Genomic DNA, 18,207 nt, shown 5'->3' on the forward strand with positions numbered 1-18,207 from the left:
AATTTGAGGAGAGTGGATAGTTTGTCAACACTTCGTGAAGAAGCACTTCACATGCATAAAGTGCATCAAGGAAAATTAGAAACTGTATCAAAAGTAAAAGTAGAAAATGCAAAAGATTTAAGTCTTGCATATTCTCCAGGGGTTGCAGAACCTTGTAAAGAAATTTATGACGATAAAAGTAAGGTATATGAATATACGATGAAGGGAAATATGGTAGCAGTTGTGACAGATGGAACAGCTGTACTTGGTCTTGGTAACATTGGACCTGAAGCATCTCTTCCAGTAATGGAAGGTAAAGCTGTATTATTCAAGAGCTTTGCTGGTGTAGATGCATTCCCAATTGCCTTAAATACAAACGATGTAGATAAAATTGTTGAAACTGTAAAATTAATGGAGCCAACTTTTGGCGGCGTTAACTTAGAAGATATCGCAGCACCAAACTGCTTCATTATTGAAGAGCGTTTGAAAAAAGAAACAAATATTCCTATCTTCCATGATGATCAACACGGAACAGCTATTGTAACAGTAGCAGGTCTTGTAAATGCACTGAAATTAGTTGGAAAGAAAATGTCTGACATTAAAGTTGTCGCAAATGGCGCAGGTGCAGCAGGTATTGCAATTATTAAACTTTTATATCGCTATGGTGTACGCGACATTATTATGTGTGACCGTAAAGGCGCAATCTATGATGGTCGTCCTACAGGTATGAATCCGGTGAAGGATGAAGTTGCAAAATATACAAATAAGAATCGTATAGAAGGTTCTTTAGCTGATGTTGTACAAGGTGCGGACGTATTCATTGGTGTATCTGCAGAAGGTGCATTAACAGAAGAGATGGTTCGTACAATGAATGACGATGCGATTATTTTTGCAATGGCGAATCCAGTTCCAGAAATTATGCCAGAATTGGCAAAAGCAGCGGGCGCAGCTGTTGTTGGAACAGGTCGTTCTGACTTCCCGAACCAAGTAAATAATGTACTGGCGTTCCCTGGTATTTTCCGCGGTGCACTTGACGTACATGCGACACAAATTAACGAAGAAATGAAGATGGCAGCTGTACAGGCTATTGCTGAGCTTGTAGCAGAAGATGAGTTAAATGCAGACTATATCATTCCGGCACCATTTGACGCGCGTGTAGCGCCTCAAGTAGCGGCTTACGTTGCAAAAGCAGCAATGGAGACAGGAGTAGCTCGCCGTCAAGTAGATCCAAATGAGATCGCTGAAAAAACAAAACAATTAGCGCTGATTGGTAAAGAATAAGCGAGGAATTTCCATTGACATCATCAAATACAAAAGTATATCTCGAAATTGTAAAAAAAATCCGTTCCATTATGGAAGAGGATGGATTGGTGGCGGGGGATCGTTTGCCGTCTGAGCGTGAGTTAAGTTCACGCTTAAACGTAGGACGTTCCTCTGTAAGAGAAGCATTGCGTGCTTTAGAACTGGTAGGATTGATTGAAACGAGACGTGGTGAAGGGACGTTTATTCGAAACTTTTATGATAACGGTCTTGTACAATTAATTGCTCCGTTCTTATTGCAAGATGAGAAAACAATTCGTGATTTATTACAAACGAAACGGTTACTCGAGAAAGATATGATTCGAATTGTATGTAATTTACCGAAAGAAACGTTTTCTAAAGTGCTAAGTAAATTGCATCAAGTGCTCGAAGGAAACGAAAACTCAATTCCAATGCTTCATCAAACGTTCTTTAAAACACTTATTGAACAAGTCGATAATTATTTACTATATCGCATTTGGATGATCGTAAATGATTACGTATCAACGCTTTCTTGTAAAGTTTCAAGAGATTCTATCGATATGTATAGAAAGCTTTACGCTACTTTGGAAGAAAAACAAGAAAATGATGCACTAAAAATTTACGATGAATTAGTAGAGAATATACAGTTTCACTCGTAATGTATAAAATTTGTCGAAATGACCATGACACGTTATGACAAACATTCTACCGCGTAGCGGTTAAAGTTAAACGTAAAGAGTGAGGTTATTAGACAGATTGAGAAGATAAGGCTAACATCAAACTTTGGTGTTAGCCCCATTTTCTTCTTACGCTAACCTTAGCTCTCAACGAAGGGGGTCAAATTGTGCTAAGAGATTTATTCGTGAAAAAGAAAAAGTACGCTGCAATACCTTCAGAACAAGTACGAAAAGATGTACCAGATGGCGTTATGACAAAATGTCCGGAATGTAAAAAAATCATGTATACGAAAGAACTTCTAAAAAATTTAAAAGTATGTGTGAATTGTGGATATCATCATCCTATGAATGCATGGGAACGTCTTGATAGTATATTGGACGAAGGGTCATTCCGTGAGTATGACAAAGAAATGGTTTCATTAAATCCACTCGAGTTTCCAGGTTATGAAGAGAAACTAGAGAGCGATCGTAAGAAGACTGAATTGAACGAAGCGGTTGTAACTGGTGAAGGAACAATTGATGACATGCTTGTTGTTGTTGCAGTAATGGATTCTCGTTTTCGAATGGGGAGCATGGGCTCTGTAGTAGGAGAAAAAATCGCCCGTGCGGTTGAAAAGGCGTACGACTTACAAGTTCCATTTATTATCTTTACTGCTTCGGGTGGTGCCCGTATGCAAGAAGGGATATTAAGTTTAATGCAAATGGCAAAAACAAGCGTAGCTTTGAAAAAGCATAGTAATGCAGGAGGATTATTTATTTCTGTTATGACTCACCCAACGACGGGCGGGGTTTCAGCGAGTTTCGCTTCACTTGGTGATTATAATCTTGCAGAACCAGGTGCACTTATCGGATTTGCTGGTAGACGTGTAATTGAACAAACGGTGCGTGAGAAACTACCGGAAGATTTCCAAACGGCAGAATTCTTACTAGATCATGGTCAATTAGATGCGGTGGTGCATCGTGATGATATGAGAGAATCGCTTCGCAAGATTTTAGAAGTTCATCAAGGAGGGGAAATGGCTGTATGGCAGAGCTAGAATTTGAAAAACCAGTTGTTGAGCTAAGAAATAAGATTCGTGAACTGAAAGACTATACGAAAAACAGCCAGATGGACTTCAGTGAGGAGATTCGTATTTTGGAAGAAAAGCTAGAAAATTTAGAGGAAGATATATACGGCAATCTAAAAGTATGGGACCGTGTTCAAATTGCTCGTCATGCAGAACGACCGACAACGCTCGATTATATTGAGCACTTATTTACTGATTTTTTCGAATGTCATGGAGATCGTCTATTTGGCGATGATGCAGCGATTGTCGGCGGCATTGCGAAATATAAAGGGATGCCTGTAACTGTAATTGGGCATCAGCGCGGAAAAGATACGAAAGAAAATATTCGCCGTAACTTTGGAATGCCTCATCCAGAAGGATATCGAAAAGCACTGCGTCTCATGAAACAAGCGGAAAAGTTTAATCGTCCTATTATTTGTTTCATCGATACGAAGGGAGCTTATCCTGGTAAAGCAGCTGAAGAACGTGGACAAAGTGAAGCTATTGCCCGCAACTTATTTGAGATGGCAGGTTTAACGGTACCAGTTATTTGTATCGTTATCGGTGAAGGCGGTAGTGGTGGTGCGCTAGGCCTTGGAGTAGGAGATTACATTCATATGCTAGAAAATTCCACTTATTCTGTTATTACACCAGAGGGTGCAGCGGCAATTCTTTGGAAAGATGCAGGAAAAGCAAAGGAAGCTGCAGAGGCAATGAAAATTACAGCAGCAGATTTGAAAGAATTAGGTGTAATTGACGAAATTATTCCAGAAGCAAGAGGCGGAGCTCACCGTAATATTTTAAAACAGTCAGAAAATATAGACTTAATGATTCGAAAAACTTTTGAACAATTAAACGGAATTTCGAAAGATGAATTAATCGAAAAACGTTATGAAAAATATATGAAAATTGGGCAAGTTTCGTTTTCAAACGCTTCCATTTGGATAAAATAAGAAAAGCGTGCGTTCCACTTCGCGAATGCACGTTTTTATTATGAAAAGACACATCTTCTCCATTGTATTTTTATATTTTTTCGTGTTATTTTATTATAAGGCAAATAATCTTTATGAGGTGAGTACAAATGAAACGTATTGGTGTATTAACAAGTGGTGGAGATTCACCTGGTATGAATGCTGCCATTCGTGCAGTTGTTCGTAAAGCGATTTTCCATGATATTGAAGTATATGGTATTTACCATGGATACGCTGGATTAATTTCTGGTCACATTGAAAAATTAGAACTTGGTTCTGTTGGCGATATTATCCACCGCGGTGGTACGAAATTATATACAGCAAGATGTCCTGAGTTTAAAGACCCAGAAGTACGACTAAAAGGTATCGAGCAATTAAAAAAACACGGTATCGAAGGACTTGTTGTTATTGGTGGAGATGGTTCTTACCAAGGCGCTAAAAAATTAACTGAACAAGGCTTCCCATGTGTTGGTGTACCAGGTACAATCGACAATGATATCCCTGGAACAGACTTCACAATTGGTTTTGATACAGCTTTAAACACTGTTATTGATGCAATTGATAAAATTCGTGACACAGCTACATCTCATGAACGTACATATGTTATCGAAGTAATGGGACGTCACGCTGGTGATATCGCATTATGGGCTGGTTTAGCTGATGGTGCGGAAACAATCTTAATTCCAGAAGAAGAGTATGACATGGATGATGTTATCGCTCGTCTGAAGCGTGGTAGTGAACGTGGTAAAAAACACAGTATTATCGTTGTAGCTGAAGGTGTTGGAAGTGCAATTGACATCGGTAAGCACATTGAAGAAGCAACAAACTTTGATACTCGTGTAACTGTATTAGGTCACGTACAACGTGGTGGATCACCAAGTGCACAAGACCGTGTATTAGCAAGTCGTCTTGGCGCAAGAGCAGTTGAATTGTTAATTGCTGGTAAAGGTGGACGTTGTGTAGGTATTCAAGATAACAAACTTGTTGATCATGATATTATCGAAGCGTTAGCTCAAAAGCATACAATCGATAAAGATATGTATCAATTATCTAAAGAATTATCCATCTAATCGGCGTAATGTCAGATATTTGGGAACGGTTTCATAATTTTCGGAGGTGCAATATGCGTAAAACTAAAATTGTATGTACTATAGGTCCTGCTAGTGAAAGTATTGAAAAATTAGAGCAATTAATCGAAGCAGGTATGAACGTTGCTCGTTTAAACTTCTCTCATGGTAGCCATGAAGAGCACGGAGCTCGTATTAAAAACATTCGTGAAGCTTCAAAGAAAACTGGTAAAACAGTTGGTATCTTACTTGATACAAAAGGTCCAGAAATCCGTACTCACGACTTCGTAGACGGACAAGCTGAGCTTGTAACAGGTGCAGAAGTAGTTCTTTCTACTGAGCAAGTATTAGGTACTGCAGAGAAGTTCTCTGTATCTTATGCTGGTCTTTATGACGATGTAGACCCAGGTTCTCGTATTCTAATCGATGACGGTCTTATCGAACTAGAAGTAATCGAAAAAGCTGACGGAAACATCCGTACAAAAGTTCTTAACAGCGGAACTGTAAAAAATAAAAAAGGTGTTAACGTACCAAACGTAAGCATTAAGCTTCCTGGTATCACTGAAAAAGACGTAAAAGATATCATCTTTGGTATAGAGCAAAAAGTTGATTTCATTGCAGCTTCATTCGTACGTAAAGCGTCTGACGTATTAGAAATCCGTGAATTATTAGAAGAGCATAACGCTCAATACATCCAAATCGTACCAAAAATCGAAAACCAAGAAGGTATCGACAACATCGATTCAATCTTAGAAGTTTCTGACGGTTTAATGGTAGCTCGTGGTGACATGGGTGTAGAAATTCCACCAGAAGAAGTACCGTTAGTACAAAAACGTCTAATTAAAAAATGTAACGTGTTAGGTAAACCAGTTATTACTGCAACACAAATGTTAGATTCTATGCAACGTAACCCACGTCCAACTCGTGCGGAAGCAAGTGACGTAGCTAACGCAATCTTCGATGGTACAGATGCAATCATGCTTTCAGGTGAAACAGCTGCTGGACAATACCCAGTAGAAGCGGTAACAATGATGGCTAACATTGCGGTACGTGTTGAAAAATCATTACAATATGAAGATATGTTCAAAAAACGTATTAAAGAGTTCACTCCAACAATTACAGATGCAATTAGCCAATCTGTTGCGCATACAGCACTTGCTCTTGATGTAGCTGCAATCGTAGCTCCAACAGAAAGTGGATATACTGCGAAAATGATCTCTAAATACCGTCCAAAATCTCCAATCGTAGCTGTAACATCTGACGAGCAAGTAGGACGTCGTCTTGCACTTGTTTGGGGTGTACAAGCATTTATGGCTGAGAAGCGCGCAGCTTCAACTGACGAAATGTTAGATACAGCAATTCAAACAGGTATGGATGCAGGTCTAATCGGACTTGGAGATACTGTAGTGATTACTGCGGGTGTTCCAGTTGCTGAAACTGGTACAACAAACTTAATGAAAATCCACGTTGTTGGTGAAGAAATTGCTAAAGGACAAGGAATCGGTCGTAAAGCTGCAAAAGGTAAAGTAGTTGTAGCAAAAACAGCTGCTGAAGCTGTAGCGAACGTAAACGAAGGTGATATCCTTGTTACAACAAGCACTGATAAAGATATGATTCCTGCAATCGAAAAAGCTGCGGCTTTAGTTGTAGAAGAAGGTGGCTTAACAAGCCATGCAGCTGTTGTAGGCGTATCAATCGGTATTCCTGTTATCGTTGGTGTAAACGGCGTAACAGCAACTTTAAAAAATGGCCAAGAAGTAACAGTTGATGCAGCACGCGGAATTGTTTATAATGGACATGCGGAAGTGCTATAAGTAATACGGAGAGAAGGATCGGAGTCCTTCTCTTTTTTTTACACAAAAACGAGACAGAATTAGCTTAAAACGCCTAGAATTGCTTTTAAAAGCTGTTTGTTATGGGTTTTAATATGAAAGGATATCTATATTTCATATGATGTATATAGGCGTTGTGAGGGTGTTAAAAGTGAGATGTGAGAGAGGTGTAGAACTATGAAGTGGTTGCTATTCTTGTTTATTTTAATACCAGCGATTGAGATTACGGTCTTAATTGGATCGAGTCATGTAATAGGTTTATGGTCTACGTTCGCTATGATTGTATTTACAGGTGTTGTAGGTGTGTATTTGGCGAAAAGACAAGGGTTTAAAGTGCTTGGAGAGATTCAATCTAAGTTGAATAGAGGGGAAATGCCAGGTGAGGCGGTACTAGATGGTATTTTTGTATTTGTAGGAGGTATTCTCTTAGTGCTTCCTGGGTATGTGACAGATGTGCTAGGGTTTATCTGCGTGATCCCTATTACGAGAGCTTTATTGAAGCCGCTTGTTATGAAGTGGATGGAATGGAAATTTAGAAAGAACTCTACTATTATTATTCAGAAATAGCACTTAGATTGTAGAAATCTAAGTGCTATTTTTTGTCTTGTAAGAGGAGAGGAACTTTCTGATTGAAGCTTTGTTTTACCACGCTATTTGTGGGGGGGGAATTTCTATCTCGAAATTGGGCTGCTCGTAAGTGTCTGATGTGGGGCGAATGATGAGCGGGGATGAACAAAACGTCTGCTCATTATATTTGCTATATAATTTTCATTTGAACTCTTGTTGTGCTTCGATTAAACTTGTGATTTTTTAGTGCTATTAATTTAGATGAATAAGATGGAGGGAAACGCTGCTAAATTAAAGTTTTGCTTTCTTATATAAAGGAACGATTGGTGTAAAAAATTCATATAAAAGGCGGAGATTGTTAGTTGAAGTCTTATTTTATGCTATTTTGTATATTTATTCATTTACATAAAAAGTAATAAATGTAAATGATAATTATGAAATAAATAGAATAAATATGTAAAAACACCACGAAATATGCGTTTTTCATGCAAAAAAACAAGAGAATTATCTTTTTTGAGTGCAATTCTCTTGTTTTTTGTAATGAGTATGAAAAATAAGTACAAGGAATAATCAGTGGGAAATTCCCACTGATTACATGTAAGTTTTTTGTTGTGTATGAATTAGAAACTATTATTTTGAAGGTGAACCTTTAATATATTTCCACAAGTCATGGAAGACATTAGCTTTGTGTAATGTATTAAGTAGTACTAAGGTGACTGGGCCGATGATTAATCCTAAAAAGCCAAAAAGTTTAAAGCCGACAAATAGAGCGACGAGTGTTGCTAATGGATCGAGACCGATGTTAGATGAAAGTACTTTCGGCTCCATAATTTGTCTTTGGACAATCACGACGATGTATAAAATGAGAAGACCAATGGCGAATGCGGTATCGCCAGTGAAAAATACGTATATAACCCATGGAACGAAGACTGCGCCTGTTCCTAAGTATGGTAGTAAATCTACAACTCCTGTAATAATCGCAATAGTAATGGCGTATGGTACGCGTAATATTAAAAGTCCGATTAGTACAATGACGGTTGTCATAGATACGAGTGTAAGTTGTGCTTTCACAAAACCAAACAAAGCTTTTCTTAAGTCGACAAAAATAGTTTTTCCATAGCCATGTACACGATTCGGTAGCAATTTTCTTGCTTTCTGAGCAAGACGGTGCCAATCGTAACTAATGAAGAAAGTGGCTAATAAAATGAATACAAGGACAGTTAAAGTTGTTGGCAGTGCACTAATGAAATTCGTTAACCCGCTTATAATGGCGGTTAAAAGTTCTTTCATTTGTGTTGTTGCTTCTGTTCCTAAGTTTTGAATGTTTTGTGTAATTGTATAGCGCTGTGGTTCTCCAAGATGATTAAATTTAGAGATTAAATCATCGTAGAGAGGCATAATATGATTAAGTGCAAATTGCTGAGCGAATGTAACGATATCTGGAAACTTTACTGTAACAAGTTGTAGTAAGTATGTTGTGGCAGATATTGCTTCAGTCACAAGATATGTAACAAGTCCAACGATAGCTCCAAATACGAGAATTAAGCTAACGAGTACTGCTAGTGCGCGAGGAAATTGTAGTTTTTGATTAAGGAAATTGACGACAGGATTAATCAAATAAGCAAATGCAAAAGCGATAATAAAAGGATAGATAAGCCCTGACATGTATAGTAATACATAGAACCCAGCTACCGTTGCTACAATGACAAATATGAGTCGCAATATCATATATAGTAAGTTTCGGTTCAAAGATGTATACCTCCCATTCCAATTTGGATTATCCTAATTCGTTCAACTTATAACGAGTGTGCCCCACTGATTAAAGTTTCACTTTACCCCGCTATTTGCGGGCAAGTAAATCTCCTACCCGAAGTGCGGCTGGATCAAAGGAGTTAGCTAGAGATAAACTGCCCGTAAAAGCCCGATTGGTGAAGGCTAATAATCAGTGGAAAATGCCCCACTGATTAAAGTTTCACTTTATGTTATAGTGGAATGATGGATTTTTCCTGCTTTTTCAGTATGTGAGTGACTGTGAAAGCTTGGTGTTGATGCTTCTACTATATGGTAAAAACTTCATTTTCTCTTCTTTTTATTTTACCTGTTTCTTATTAGAAAAGAAAGAAGAGACGACTGTTTTCAAAAATGTATACATGCTTAATTTTTTTGGTGAAAGTCTCAGTTTGTCATTTTAAAATACATAAAAAATGAAGTGATTCATGTTGAATAGGCATCGATATAGCATGTATAACGATAGGTTTAAAGGTATTTTTGTTTGGAAATGAGTTCATTATTTTCAGAAAGGAAGTGCAAACATGATTAGTCAGTCAACGTTATTTTTATTCATACTACTTATTATAGGACTTATTGCTAAAAACCAATCGCTTACTGTAGCTATTGGTGTGTTATTTTTATTGAAGTTTACGTTTTTAGGAGATAAGGTCTTTCCTTATTTACAAACGAAAGGAATTAACCTAGGTGTAACGGTCATTACAATAGCGGTGCTCGTACCGATTGCGACAGGAGAAATAGGTTTTAAACAACTTGGAGAAGCGGCGAAATCTTATTATGCGTGGATTGCTTTAGCTTCAGGTGTAGCGGTCGCTTTGTTAGCGAAAGGCGGCGTACAATTGTTGACGACGGATCCTCACATTACAACTGCGCTTGTTTTTGGGACAATTATAGCGGTTGCGCTATTTAATGGGGTTGCTGTTGGTCCGTTAATTGGGGCTGGAATTGCCTATGCGGTTATGAGTATTATACAAATGTTTAAATAAGGAATTTTATAGTAATATAAAATTTTTGAATTCTTTCTGTTCACAAAAGTCAGATAATTGTTTATAATAGGATTAGAAACTTTGAAAAGTTACATAACAGCAGAGACTTTACACCAGATAAAATAAAAACAACATAAAACAATTTTATAATGATATTGTTTTATGTTGTTTTTATCATAAAACTCTTCGGAATGTATTTTCCTCACTAACTTGTTGTTTTGAGCGTGAGGATTCGGGGAGACATTCACGCTCATGCTTTCCATGTAAACAATGGACAATAAGAGGGGAACATCGCAACAAATTTGCATGATCGTGCATTTTGCTTGCCTAAAGAGTGAACGGGCGTTCATAATTCAAAAGGGGAGCAAATAGATATAAGGAGCAAGGTTGGGAGAATTTTCAGGAAAAGGAGAGAATGTCATGACTGTTATTCGAGGTTTAGAAGGGGTAGTAGCAACAACATCATCTGTGAGCTCTATTATTGATGATACATTAACTTATGTTGGGTATAATATTGATGATTTAGCTGAGAATGCTACGTTTGAAGAAGTAGTGTACTTATTATGGCACCGCAAGCTTCCTAATGAAAAAGAACTAGCGGAATTTAATGAAATTGTATCAGAATACTATAAAGTTCCAGGTGAGATTTTAACATATTTGAAACAAGTAGATTTAAAAATTGCACATCCGATGTCTGTTTTACGAACTGCAATTTCCATGCTATCATTATACGATGAGAGCGCTGAAATTATGGATGAAAAGTCCAATTATTTGAAAGCGGTTAAATTACAGGCGCAAGTCGGAACTTTAGTTGCTGCTTACGCGAGAATCCGTAAAGGTTTAGATATTGTTGAGCCAAGAAAGGATTTATCATTAGCTGCAAACTTCTTGTACATGTTAAATGATCGCGAGCCAAATGAAGTTGAAATTGAAGCTTTTGATAAGGCGCTTGTACTTCATGCAGATCATGAGTTAAACGCTTCTACATTTACTGCACGTGTTTGCGTAGCTACACTTTCAGATGTATATTCTGGTATTACAGCAGCAATCGGTGCATTAAAAGGTCCTCTTCACGGTGGGGCAAATGAAAATGTAATGAAGATGTTAACTGAGATTGGTGAAGAAGAAAATGTAGAGTCATATATTCATAATGCTCTTCAAAATAAAGTGAAAATCATGGGCTTTGGCCACCGTGTGTATGAGCAGGGTGATCCACGTGCAAAACACTTACGTGAAATGTCTAAGAGATTATGCGTGCTTTTAGGAGAAGAGAAATGGTATAATATGTCTATCAAAATTGAAGACATTGTAACAAAAGAAAAAGGTCTTCCACCAAATGTTGATTTCTATTCAGCTTCTGTATACCATTGTTTAGGAATTGACCATGACTTATTTACACCTATTTTTGCAATTAGCCGTATGTCAGGCTGGTTAGCTCATATTCTAGAACAATATGAAAACAACCGTTTAATTCGTCCGCGTGCTGATTATAATGGACCAACGCATCAAGTGTATGTTCCAATTGCACAACGATAAGCGAATAACACTATTTTGATAGTGAAAATACGCTTTCAAAAGTCTGATTTTTTCGGAAAGATGTAATGATTAGAATATTTTAATTTGACTAACGGTTTGAACTGAGGGGTTATTCCCTCAGTTTCATACATATGAAATTTCAAACATGGGGGTTATCACATTGACGACAGGTGAAAAAATTACTGTAACTAATGGTGTTATGAATGTACCAAACAATCCGATTATTCCATTTATCGAGGGAGATGGAATTGGTCCTGATATTTGGGCAGCTGCATCTCGCGTACTAGAAGCAGCAGTTGAAAAAGCTTATGATGGTGAGAAGAAAATCGTTTGGAAAGAAGTGCTTGCAGGGGAAAAAGCATTCAACCAAACAGGCGAGTGGTTACCAGAAGAAACTTTAAACTTAATTCGTGAATATTTAATCGCGATTAAAGGTCCACTTACAACTCCAGTTGGCGGTGGTATTCGTTCTCTAAACGTAGCACTTCGTCAAGAATTAGATTTATATGTATGTCTACGTCCAGTTCGTTATTTTGAAGGTGTTCCTTCACCTGTAAAACGTCCGGAAGATACTGATATGGTTATTTTCCGTGAAAATACAGAAGACATTTATGCTGGAATTGAATATGCACAAGGATCTCCAGAAGCAGAAAAAGTTCTTGCTTTCTTAAAAGAAGCAATGGGTGTTAATAAAATCCGCTTCCCAGAAACATCTGGTATTGGTATTAAGCCGATTTCAGAAGAAGGGACAAAGCGTCTTGTTCGTGCTGCAATTCAATATGCAATTAACGAAAAACGCTCTTCTGTTACATTAGTTCATAAAGGAAACATTATGAAATTTACAGAAGGTGCTTTCAAAAACTGGGGTTACGAAGTAGCGGAACAAGAATTCGGCGACAAAGTATTTACTTGGGCTGAATACGATCGTATTGTTGAAAAAGATGGTAAAGATGCAGCGAATAAAGCGATGGCAGACGCTGAAGTGGCTGGAAAAATCATCGTAAAAGATTCTATTGCAGACATCTTCTTACAACAAATTTTAACTCGTCCACGTGAGTTCGATGTTGTTGCAACAATGAACTTAAATGGTGACTATATCTCTGATGCACTTGCTGCACAAGTAGGTGGAATTGGTATTGCACCTGGTGCAAACATTAACTATGTGACTGGACATGCTATCTTTGAAGCTACACACGGTACAGCTCCAAAATATGCAGGTTTAGATAAAGTAAACCCATCTTCTGTTCTTCTTTCAGGTGTATTATTATTAGAACACTTAGGATGGAACGAAGCTGCGAAATTAGTAACTGCTTCTGTTGAGAAAACAATTGCTTCAAAAGTAGTAACTTATGATTTCGCACGCTTAATGGAAGGTGCAACAGAAGTGAAATGTTCTGAGTTCGCTAATGAACTTATTAAAAACATGGATGTAGCGATAATCAAAAACGCATAATTAAAGCGGGGGGTAAATTATGACAATCAAACGCAAGAAGGTTTCAGTCATCGGTGCAGGATTTACAGGAGCAACAACGGCATTCTTATTAGCACAAAAAGAACTTGCAGATGTTGTATTAGTGGACATTCCACAACTGGAAAATCCAACAAAAGGGAAAGCGTTAGATATGTTAGAAGCGAGCCCAGTACAAGGTTTTGATGCTAACATTATTGGAACATCTGATTACGCAGATACTGCTGATTCTGACGTTGTCGTTATTACAGCAGGTATTGCACGTAAGCCTGGTATGAGCCGTGATGACTTAGTAGCAACAAACTCTAAAATTATGAAAAGTATTACGCGCGACATTGCAAAACATTCACCAAATGCAATTATTGTTGTGTTAACAAATCCAGTTGATGCAATGACATATTCTGTATTTAAAGAAGCAGGATTCCCGAAAGAGCGTGTTATCGGTCAATCGGGTGTATTAGATACAGCTCGTTTCCGTACATTCATCGCACAAGAATTAAATCTTTCTGTAAAAGATATTACAGGATTTGTTCTTGGTGGACACGGTGACGACATGGTACCTCTTGTGCGTTATTCTTATGCAGGCGGTATTCCGTTAGAAACGTTAATTCCGAAAGAGCGTTTAGAAGCAATCGTAGAACGTACACGTAAAGGTGGCGGTGAGATTGTAGGCTTATTAGGAAACGGTAGTGCATATTACGCACCAGCAGCTTCTTTAGTTGAAATGACAGAAGCAATCTTAAAAGATCAACGCCGTGTATTACCGGCTATTGCGTACCTTGAAGGTGAGTATGGTTATAGTGACCTTTACTTAGGGGTACCAGTAATTCTAGGTGGTAACGGAATTGAAAAAATTATTGAATTAGAACTTCTTGCAGATGAAAAAGAAGCGTTAGATCGCTCTGTAGAATCTGTACGTAACGTAATGAAAGTTCTTGTTTAATAATTGAATAGTAGTGAAAAAGATTCGGGATTCCGAATCTTTTTCTACTATTTACCGAATTGTTTTTTTGAAATAATATGAAAACGCTATCATTTGTAATATCCTATAATGAAACTGTAGATTTATACTATACATTGCCCTCATCATAGTAAATTTCGGATAAGGTATCGCTTTTAGTAGGATAATAAGGTGAAAAAATCGGAGGGGGTTGTAACATGTTAAAGAAAAAAGTTCAAATTGGTCGTAAAATGGATGAAATTACAGTAGGAGAGAAATTATCTATCACTGAAAAAATTGAGGATAAAGATTTGTTATTGTACTTAGGGTTAACGAATGATGCCAATCCATTATATATTCAGCATGATTACGCATCCCAAACTCCGTATGAAAAGCCGATTGTACCAAGCATTATGCTAACGGGAATGATTACAACGGCGGTTACGAAATATTTACCGGGTCCAGGAAGTCATATTACGAGAAAGGACCTTACATTCGTGAAACATGTTCACCATTATGAAACGTTACAAATCCACTTTGAAGTTGTGGCTGTTTCTGAGGAGGAACATACAATTGATATGCTTGTATCTGCTCATGATGAAAAAGGAGAAACTGTTGTAAAGGGTTCATTAACAGTAACGCCACCTTATAAATCTGTTTCCATTATGGAAAAAGCATTAGATAACTTTTAAAAGATGAAACTAAAAATAGCGCTAGCATACCTTTAATAAGGATGCTAGCGCTATTTTTAGTTGAAAAACCCTTCTTTGAACCCTTCAGCAAATTCTGAGCAACCCGTTTTAATCGTATCCCAGCTAGGAGCGTTAAAAGCAAGGATACATGTGATTGCTAAAGATAGAATGGATAGTATTAGTCGCATAATAGACCTCCAAATATTATTAATTTATATATTAAGATTAATAATATTATTATCGGTAATTGAAGTCAATTAAAGGAGTGGTTTTTTAGGTGAGGTGGAAAAGAGAAGAGTGATCTTTGAAACGGTAAGAGAAGCTGAAGTGTGGGCAGACGGGTTTGTGAGTGAAATGTACGGGAGAGTATTTGATGGATATGAAACACCAGATTATAAAATAGCGTATGCTTTATCTTTTCTCTTAGCGCAAAATCGAGAACTCAATATTCATACGGAAGTAGAATTTAATAACGATATGGAAGTATATAAAGTATGGATAACAAAACATAATTGAGGCGAACGTAATTGTTTTTAGGAATAACAATAGCACAATCCGAATCCATGAATAGACAATTATATTGAGAGGGACCTTGTTTTCTAGTATGATGAGAATAACGGGGAAAATACTAGGATGAAGAAGGTTTCAAGTCTATAACTTGGAGGAAAAGAATGAACAATCGTATTTTAGTAGTTGATGATGAGGAATTTATCTTAACTTTAATCGAATTTAATTTACAACAAGCTGGGTTTGAAGTTATAACAGCGATGGATGGAGAAATGGCGCTTCAAAAAGCGACAACAGAACGCCCAGATTTAATTATATTAGATTTAATGCTTCCGAAAATGGATGGTATGGAAGTGTGTAAAGAATTACGATTGCAGCGCGTTATGACGCCGATTTTAATGTTAACGGCAAAAGATGATGAGTTTGATAAGGTGCTAGGCCTTGAACTTGGGGCAGATGATTATATGACAAAGCCATTTAGTCCAAGAGAAGTTGTTGCTCGTGTGAAGGCAATTTTGCGCCGCACGAAATTACAACAAGAAGAACAAGTTGCAGAAGCGCCAGACGAAGATAGCATCACAATTGCAGAACTTAAAATTTTACCGGAGTTTTATGAGGCTTATTTCCAAGGAAGAAAGCTTGAATTAACACCAAAAGAATTTGAACTACTTGTGTATCTTGCGAAAAATAAAAGTCGCGTGTTGACACGTGATCAATTATTAAGTGCTGTATGGAATTATGATTTTGCTGGTGATACACGAATTGTTGATGTTCATATTAGTCATTTGCGCGATAAAATTGAACAAAATACGAAAAAACCGACGTACATTAAAACGATACGTGGTTTAGGATATAAATTAGAGGAGCCAAAAGGGAATGAATAAATTTCGTTCCAGGCTTCTTTTTACATTTGTTTCTCTTATTGTATTTATTTTAGTTGGACTAGGTTTATTACTAGAAACTGTGTTTGAAAACTACTATATAGATCATGCTAAAGAGAGAATGGTAAAAGAGACGGAGTATGTTGCGACGTTAGCAGAAGAGCAAGGTTTTAATAATGTCTTAAAAAATCCATACGTATTTGAAAAGTTAGAAGAAAAAATACCAGCTTCTATCGTATTTTTGGATGAAAAAAAGAAAGTTCAATATAGAAAAGGACAAGAATTGGCATTTAGTCCAGAGACGATTAAAGAACTTTCTTCGGAAGTGGCAAAACAACGAAGTAAAGTAATTACGAAAGAAACGGATCGAAAGAATGAATTTTATCATGCGGTGTTCGTTCAAGATGTAGAAGGAAAACAAGGATACATTTTGGTGAAAAGTATAATTGATCCTTTAAGAGACGTACATCAAAAAACGTGGGGATTATTAATTATCGGATTTGTCATTGCTTGTCTCGTAGTTGTATTTTTAGGTATGAAAATTACAGGGCAATATATTAGGCCAATTGAATCGGTTACGAAAGTTGCAATTGAATTGGCAAAGGGTAATTATAAAGCACGTGCATACGAAAGTCATTCGGATGAAACAGGAATGCTGAGTAAAGCGATTAATATTTTAGCACGAAATTTACAAGAGATGACACTTGAACAAGAAATGCAACAAGATCGTCTGCACACGTTAATTGAAAATATGGGAAGTGGAATGATTTTAATTGATAGCCGAGGATATATAAACCTTGTAAACCGCTCTTATAAGGAAACTTTCCACGTAACAGATGAAGAATATTTAGATCGCTTATATTATGAATCGTTTCATCATACAGAAATTATTGAGCTTGTAGAAGAAATCTTTATGACAGAAGTGAAAGTGCGTAAACAAATGTTATTGCCACTTGGAATTGAACGGAAGCATTTCGAAGTATATGGAGCGCCGATTATCGGGACAAACCATGAATGGAAAGGGATTGTTCTCGTATTCCATGACATAACAGAGTTAAAGAAATTAGAACAAATGAGAAAAGACTTTTTAGCGAATGTTTCTCATGAATTAAAGACACCGATTACTTCTATTAAAGGTTTTTCAGAAACACTCTTAGACGGAGCGATGGATAATAAAAAATTCTGCGAACATTTCTTGCACATTATTTTAAAAGAAAGTGAGCGCATGCAAGGATTAATTGAAGATTTATTAGATTTGTCGAAGATCGAACAACAAGGATTTAAATTAAATATGGGAACCGTTGACATGAAGGGGCTGCTTGAAGATATTCATATGGTGCTTGATAATAAAGCAGGAGAAAAAGAAATCTCTTTACAAGTGAATGTATTAAAACGTGCCTCTGTTATTGGAGATCCAAGTCGTTTGAAACAAATCTTTATTAATTTAATTAATAACGCAATCGTATATACACCGGCTGGAGGCGTTGTTTCAGTAGAGTTAGCGGAAGATAAATATAATGCTTATATAAAAGTATCGGATACTGGAATTGGTATTAGTAAAGAGGAAATTCCGCGTATTTTTGAACGTTTCTACCGGGTGGATAAAGCAAGAAGTAGAAATACTGGTGGTACCGGCCTTGGATTGTCGATCGTAAAGCATTTAGTTGAGGCGCATCAAGGTACGATTACAGTAGATAGTGAAGTTGGAGAAGGGACAACGTTTACAGTTGTTTTACCGAAATCAGCAACTGAAAAATAGGATGAAGGATGTTTACAATATATTAACAATGGCTTAATTAAATATTAATAAAGCTCTGTTAATATAATACATGAAAACCCCTTCATCCAAGGAGTAATTTTGGACGAGAATAGTTAAGCTGTTCTCGTCACTTCCCTTTATGCCAATATAAGTCTGTTTTATATATGAAAGAAAATAGCCGTTATTTTTCTTCTCTCTATTAGTCATGTTAATATAGAGAGAGGAAAGGA

16 protein-coding genes and 1 pseudogene are annotated in these 18,207 nt (G+C 37.0%); 15 read left to right on the plus strand and 2 right to left on the minus strand.

Annotated features, from left to right (window positions below; all coding sequences use genetic code 11):
- The first annotated feature begins 51 nt into the window (after positions 1-51).
- The 7 genes from ACTFR8_RS09740 to ACTFR8_RS09770 all read left to right on the plus strand — a co-directional run bounded on the left by ACTFR8_RS09740 (position 52) and on the right by ACTFR8_RS09770 (position 7,420).
- Positions 52-1,260: an NAD(P)-dependent malic enzyme gene (locus ACTFR8_RS09740; protein WP_161508111.1), complete on the plus strand. Its 1,209-nt coding sequence runs from the start codon at positions 52-54 to the stop codon at positions 1,258-1,260.
- A 14-nt stretch (positions 1,261-1,274) separates the two neighbouring features.
- Positions 1,275-1,919, plus strand: coding sequence for a FadR/GntR family transcriptional regulator (locus tag ACTFR8_RS09745; RefSeq protein ID WP_000204439.1), 645 nt, complete (start codon positions 1,275-1,277; stop codon positions 1,917-1,919).
- 185 nt (positions 1,920-2,104) lie between these two features.
- Positions 2,105-2,974 carry an acetyl-CoA carboxylase, carboxyltransferase subunit beta gene (gene accD, locus ACTFR8_RS09750; protein ID WP_000942856.1) on the plus strand — a complete coding sequence of 290 codons (870 nt, stop codon included), beginning with the start codon at positions 2,105-2,107 and terminating at the stop codon, positions 2,972-2,974.
- Entirely contained in the window at positions 2,962-3,936 is a 975-nt protein-coding gene (gene accA / locus ACTFR8_RS09755) for an acetyl-CoA carboxylase carboxyl transferase subunit alpha (protein ID WP_000818804.1), read from the plus strand. The genes accD and accA overlap by 13 nt, the downstream gene beginning before the upstream one ends.
- A gap of 128 nt (positions 3,937-4,064) precedes the next feature.
- Positions 4,065-5,024 (plus strand): 6-phosphofructokinase, encoded by a 960-nt coding sequence (pfkA, locus tag ACTFR8_RS09760; protein ID WP_000821157.1) that lies wholly within the window; start codon positions 4,065-4,067, stop codon positions 5,022-5,024.
- A gap of 53 nt (positions 5,025-5,077) precedes the next feature.
- Positions 5,078-6,835 (plus strand): pyruvate kinase, encoded by a 1,758-nt coding sequence (gene pyk, locus ACTFR8_RS09765; protein WP_001232673.1) that lies wholly within the window; start codon positions 5,078-5,080, stop codon positions 6,833-6,835.
- 195 nt (positions 6,836-7,030) lie between these two features.
- Complete coding sequence (locus tag ACTFR8_RS09770; RefSeq protein ID WP_000871631.1) at positions 7,031-7,420, plus strand: FxsA family protein; 390 nt, start codon at positions 7,031-7,033, stop codon at positions 7,418-7,420.
- 630 nt (positions 7,421-8,050) lie between these two features.
- Here ACTFR8_RS09770 and ytvI read toward each other — a convergent pair.
- Positions 8,051-9,169, minus strand: coding sequence for a sporulation integral membrane protein YtvI (gene ytvI / locus ACTFR8_RS09775; RefSeq protein WP_001081388.1), 1,119 nt, complete (start codon positions 9,167-9,169; stop codon positions 8,051-8,053).
- A 563-nt stretch (positions 9,170-9,732) separates the two neighbouring features.
- Between ytvI and ACTFR8_RS09780 the strand changes: the two genes are divergently transcribed.
- From ACTFR8_RS09780 to ACTFR8_RS09800, 5 genes are all read left to right on the plus strand, one after another.
- On the plus strand, positions 9,733-10,194 hold the full coding sequence (locus tag ACTFR8_RS09780) for a DUF441 domain-containing protein (protein ID WP_000625507.1): 462 nt from the start codon (positions 9,733-9,735) through the stop codon (positions 10,192-10,194).
- A 387-nt stretch (positions 10,195-10,581) separates the two neighbouring features.
- Positions 10,582-11,730 (plus strand): citrate synthase, encoded by a 1,149-nt coding sequence (gene citZ / locus ACTFR8_RS09785; RefSeq protein ID WP_000503652.1) that lies wholly within the window; start codon positions 10,582-10,584, stop codon positions 11,728-11,730.
- Between the two features lie 160 nt (positions 11,731-11,890).
- Positions 11,891-13,183 (plus strand): NADP-dependent isocitrate dehydrogenase, encoded by a 1,293-nt coding sequence (gene icd, locus ACTFR8_RS09790; RefSeq protein ID WP_000206898.1) that lies wholly within the window; start codon positions 11,891-11,893, stop codon positions 13,181-13,183.
- Positions 13,184-13,202: 19 nt separating this feature from the next.
- Positions 13,203-14,141 (plus strand): malate dehydrogenase, encoded by a 939-nt coding sequence (mdh, locus tag ACTFR8_RS09795; protein WP_000153232.1) that lies wholly within the window; start codon positions 13,203-13,205, stop codon positions 14,139-14,141.
- Positions 14,142-14,356: 215 nt separating this feature from the next.
- Positions 14,357-14,830 (plus strand): MaoC family dehydratase, encoded by a 474-nt coding sequence (locus ACTFR8_RS09800; RefSeq protein WP_000914181.1) that lies wholly within the window; start codon positions 14,357-14,359, stop codon positions 14,828-14,830.
- A gap of 56 nt (positions 14,831-14,886) precedes the next feature.
- Here ACTFR8_RS09800 and ACTFR8_RS09805 read toward each other — a convergent pair whose 3' ends face one another.
- Positions 14,887-15,018, minus strand: coding sequence for a hypothetical protein (locus tag ACTFR8_RS09805; RefSeq protein WP_001237020.1), 132 nt, complete (start codon positions 15,016-15,018; stop codon positions 14,887-14,889).
- A gap of 89 nt (positions 15,019-15,107) precedes the next feature.
- On the opposite strand from ACTFR8_RS09805, the pseudogene ACTFR8_RS09810 reads away from it, so the two are divergent.
- From ACTFR8_RS09810 to phoR, 3 genes and pseudogenes are all read left to right on the plus strand, one after another.
- Positions 15,108-15,346, plus strand: a pseudogene (locus ACTFR8_RS09810) (hypothetical protein).
- 155 nt (positions 15,347-15,501) lie between these two features.
- The gene (phoP, locus tag ACTFR8_RS09815; RefSeq protein WP_001065220.1) at positions 15,502-16,221 is read left to right on the plus strand and encodes a two-component system response regulator PhoP; all 720 of its coding nucleotides are present in this window, start codon (positions 15,502-15,504) and stop codon (positions 16,219-16,221) included.
- Positions 16,214-17,977, plus strand: a complete 1,764-nt coding sequence (gene phoR, locus ACTFR8_RS09820; RefSeq protein WP_001032108.1) for a sensory box histidine kinase PhoR — start codon at positions 16,214-16,216, stop codon at positions 17,975-17,977. Before phoP ends, phoR begins: the two co-directional genes overlap by 8 nt.
- Positions 17,978-18,207: the final 230 nt, after the last annotated feature.

This window comes from Bacillus cereus group sp. MYBK15-3, from assembly GCF_051916765.1.
Lineage (GTDB): Bacteria > Bacillota > Bacilli > Bacillales > Bacillaceae_G > Bacillus_A > Bacillus_A cereus.

Coding starts and splice junctions, on each gene's coding strand:
- ACTFR8_RS09740 (WP_161508111.1), top strand. CDS start 52: ATGCATAAAGTGCATCAAGGAAAATTAGAAACTGTATCAAAAGTAAAA.
- ACTFR8_RS09770 (WP_000871631.1), top strand. CDS start 7,031: ATGAAGTGGTTGCTATTCTTGTTTATTTTAATACCAGCGATTGAGATT.
- ACTFR8_RS09780 (WP_000625507.1), top strand. CDS start 9,733: ATGATTAGTCAGTCAACGTTATTTTTATTCATACTACTTATTATAGGA.
- pfkA (WP_000821157.1), top strand. CDS start 4,065: ATGAAACGTATTGGTGTATTAACAAGTGGTGGAGATTCACCTGGTATG.
- mdh (WP_000153232.1), top strand. CDS start 13,203: ATGACAATCAAACGCAAGAAGGTTTCAGTCATCGGTGCAGGATTTACA.
- ACTFR8_RS09805 (WP_001237020.1), bottom strand. CDS start 15,018: ATGCGACTAATACTATCCATTCTATCTTTAGCAATCACATGTATCCTT.
- ACTFR8_RS09800 (WP_000914181.1), top strand. CDS start 14,357: ATGTTAAAGAAAAAAGTTCAAATTGGTCGTAAAATGGATGAAATTACA.
- phoP (WP_001065220.1), top strand. CDS start 15,502: ATGAACAATCGTATTTTAGTAGTTGATGATGAGGAATTTATCTTAACT.
- pyk (WP_001232673.1), top strand. CDS start 5,078: ATGCGTAAAACTAAAATTGTATGTACTATAGGTCCTGCTAGTGAAAGT.
- phoR (WP_001032108.1), top strand. CDS start 16,214: ATGAATAAATTTCGTTCCAGGCTTCTTTTTACATTTGTTTCTCTTATT.
- accA (WP_000818804.1), top strand. CDS start 2,962: ATGGCAGAGCTAGAATTTGAAAAACCAGTTGTTGAGCTAAGAAATAAG.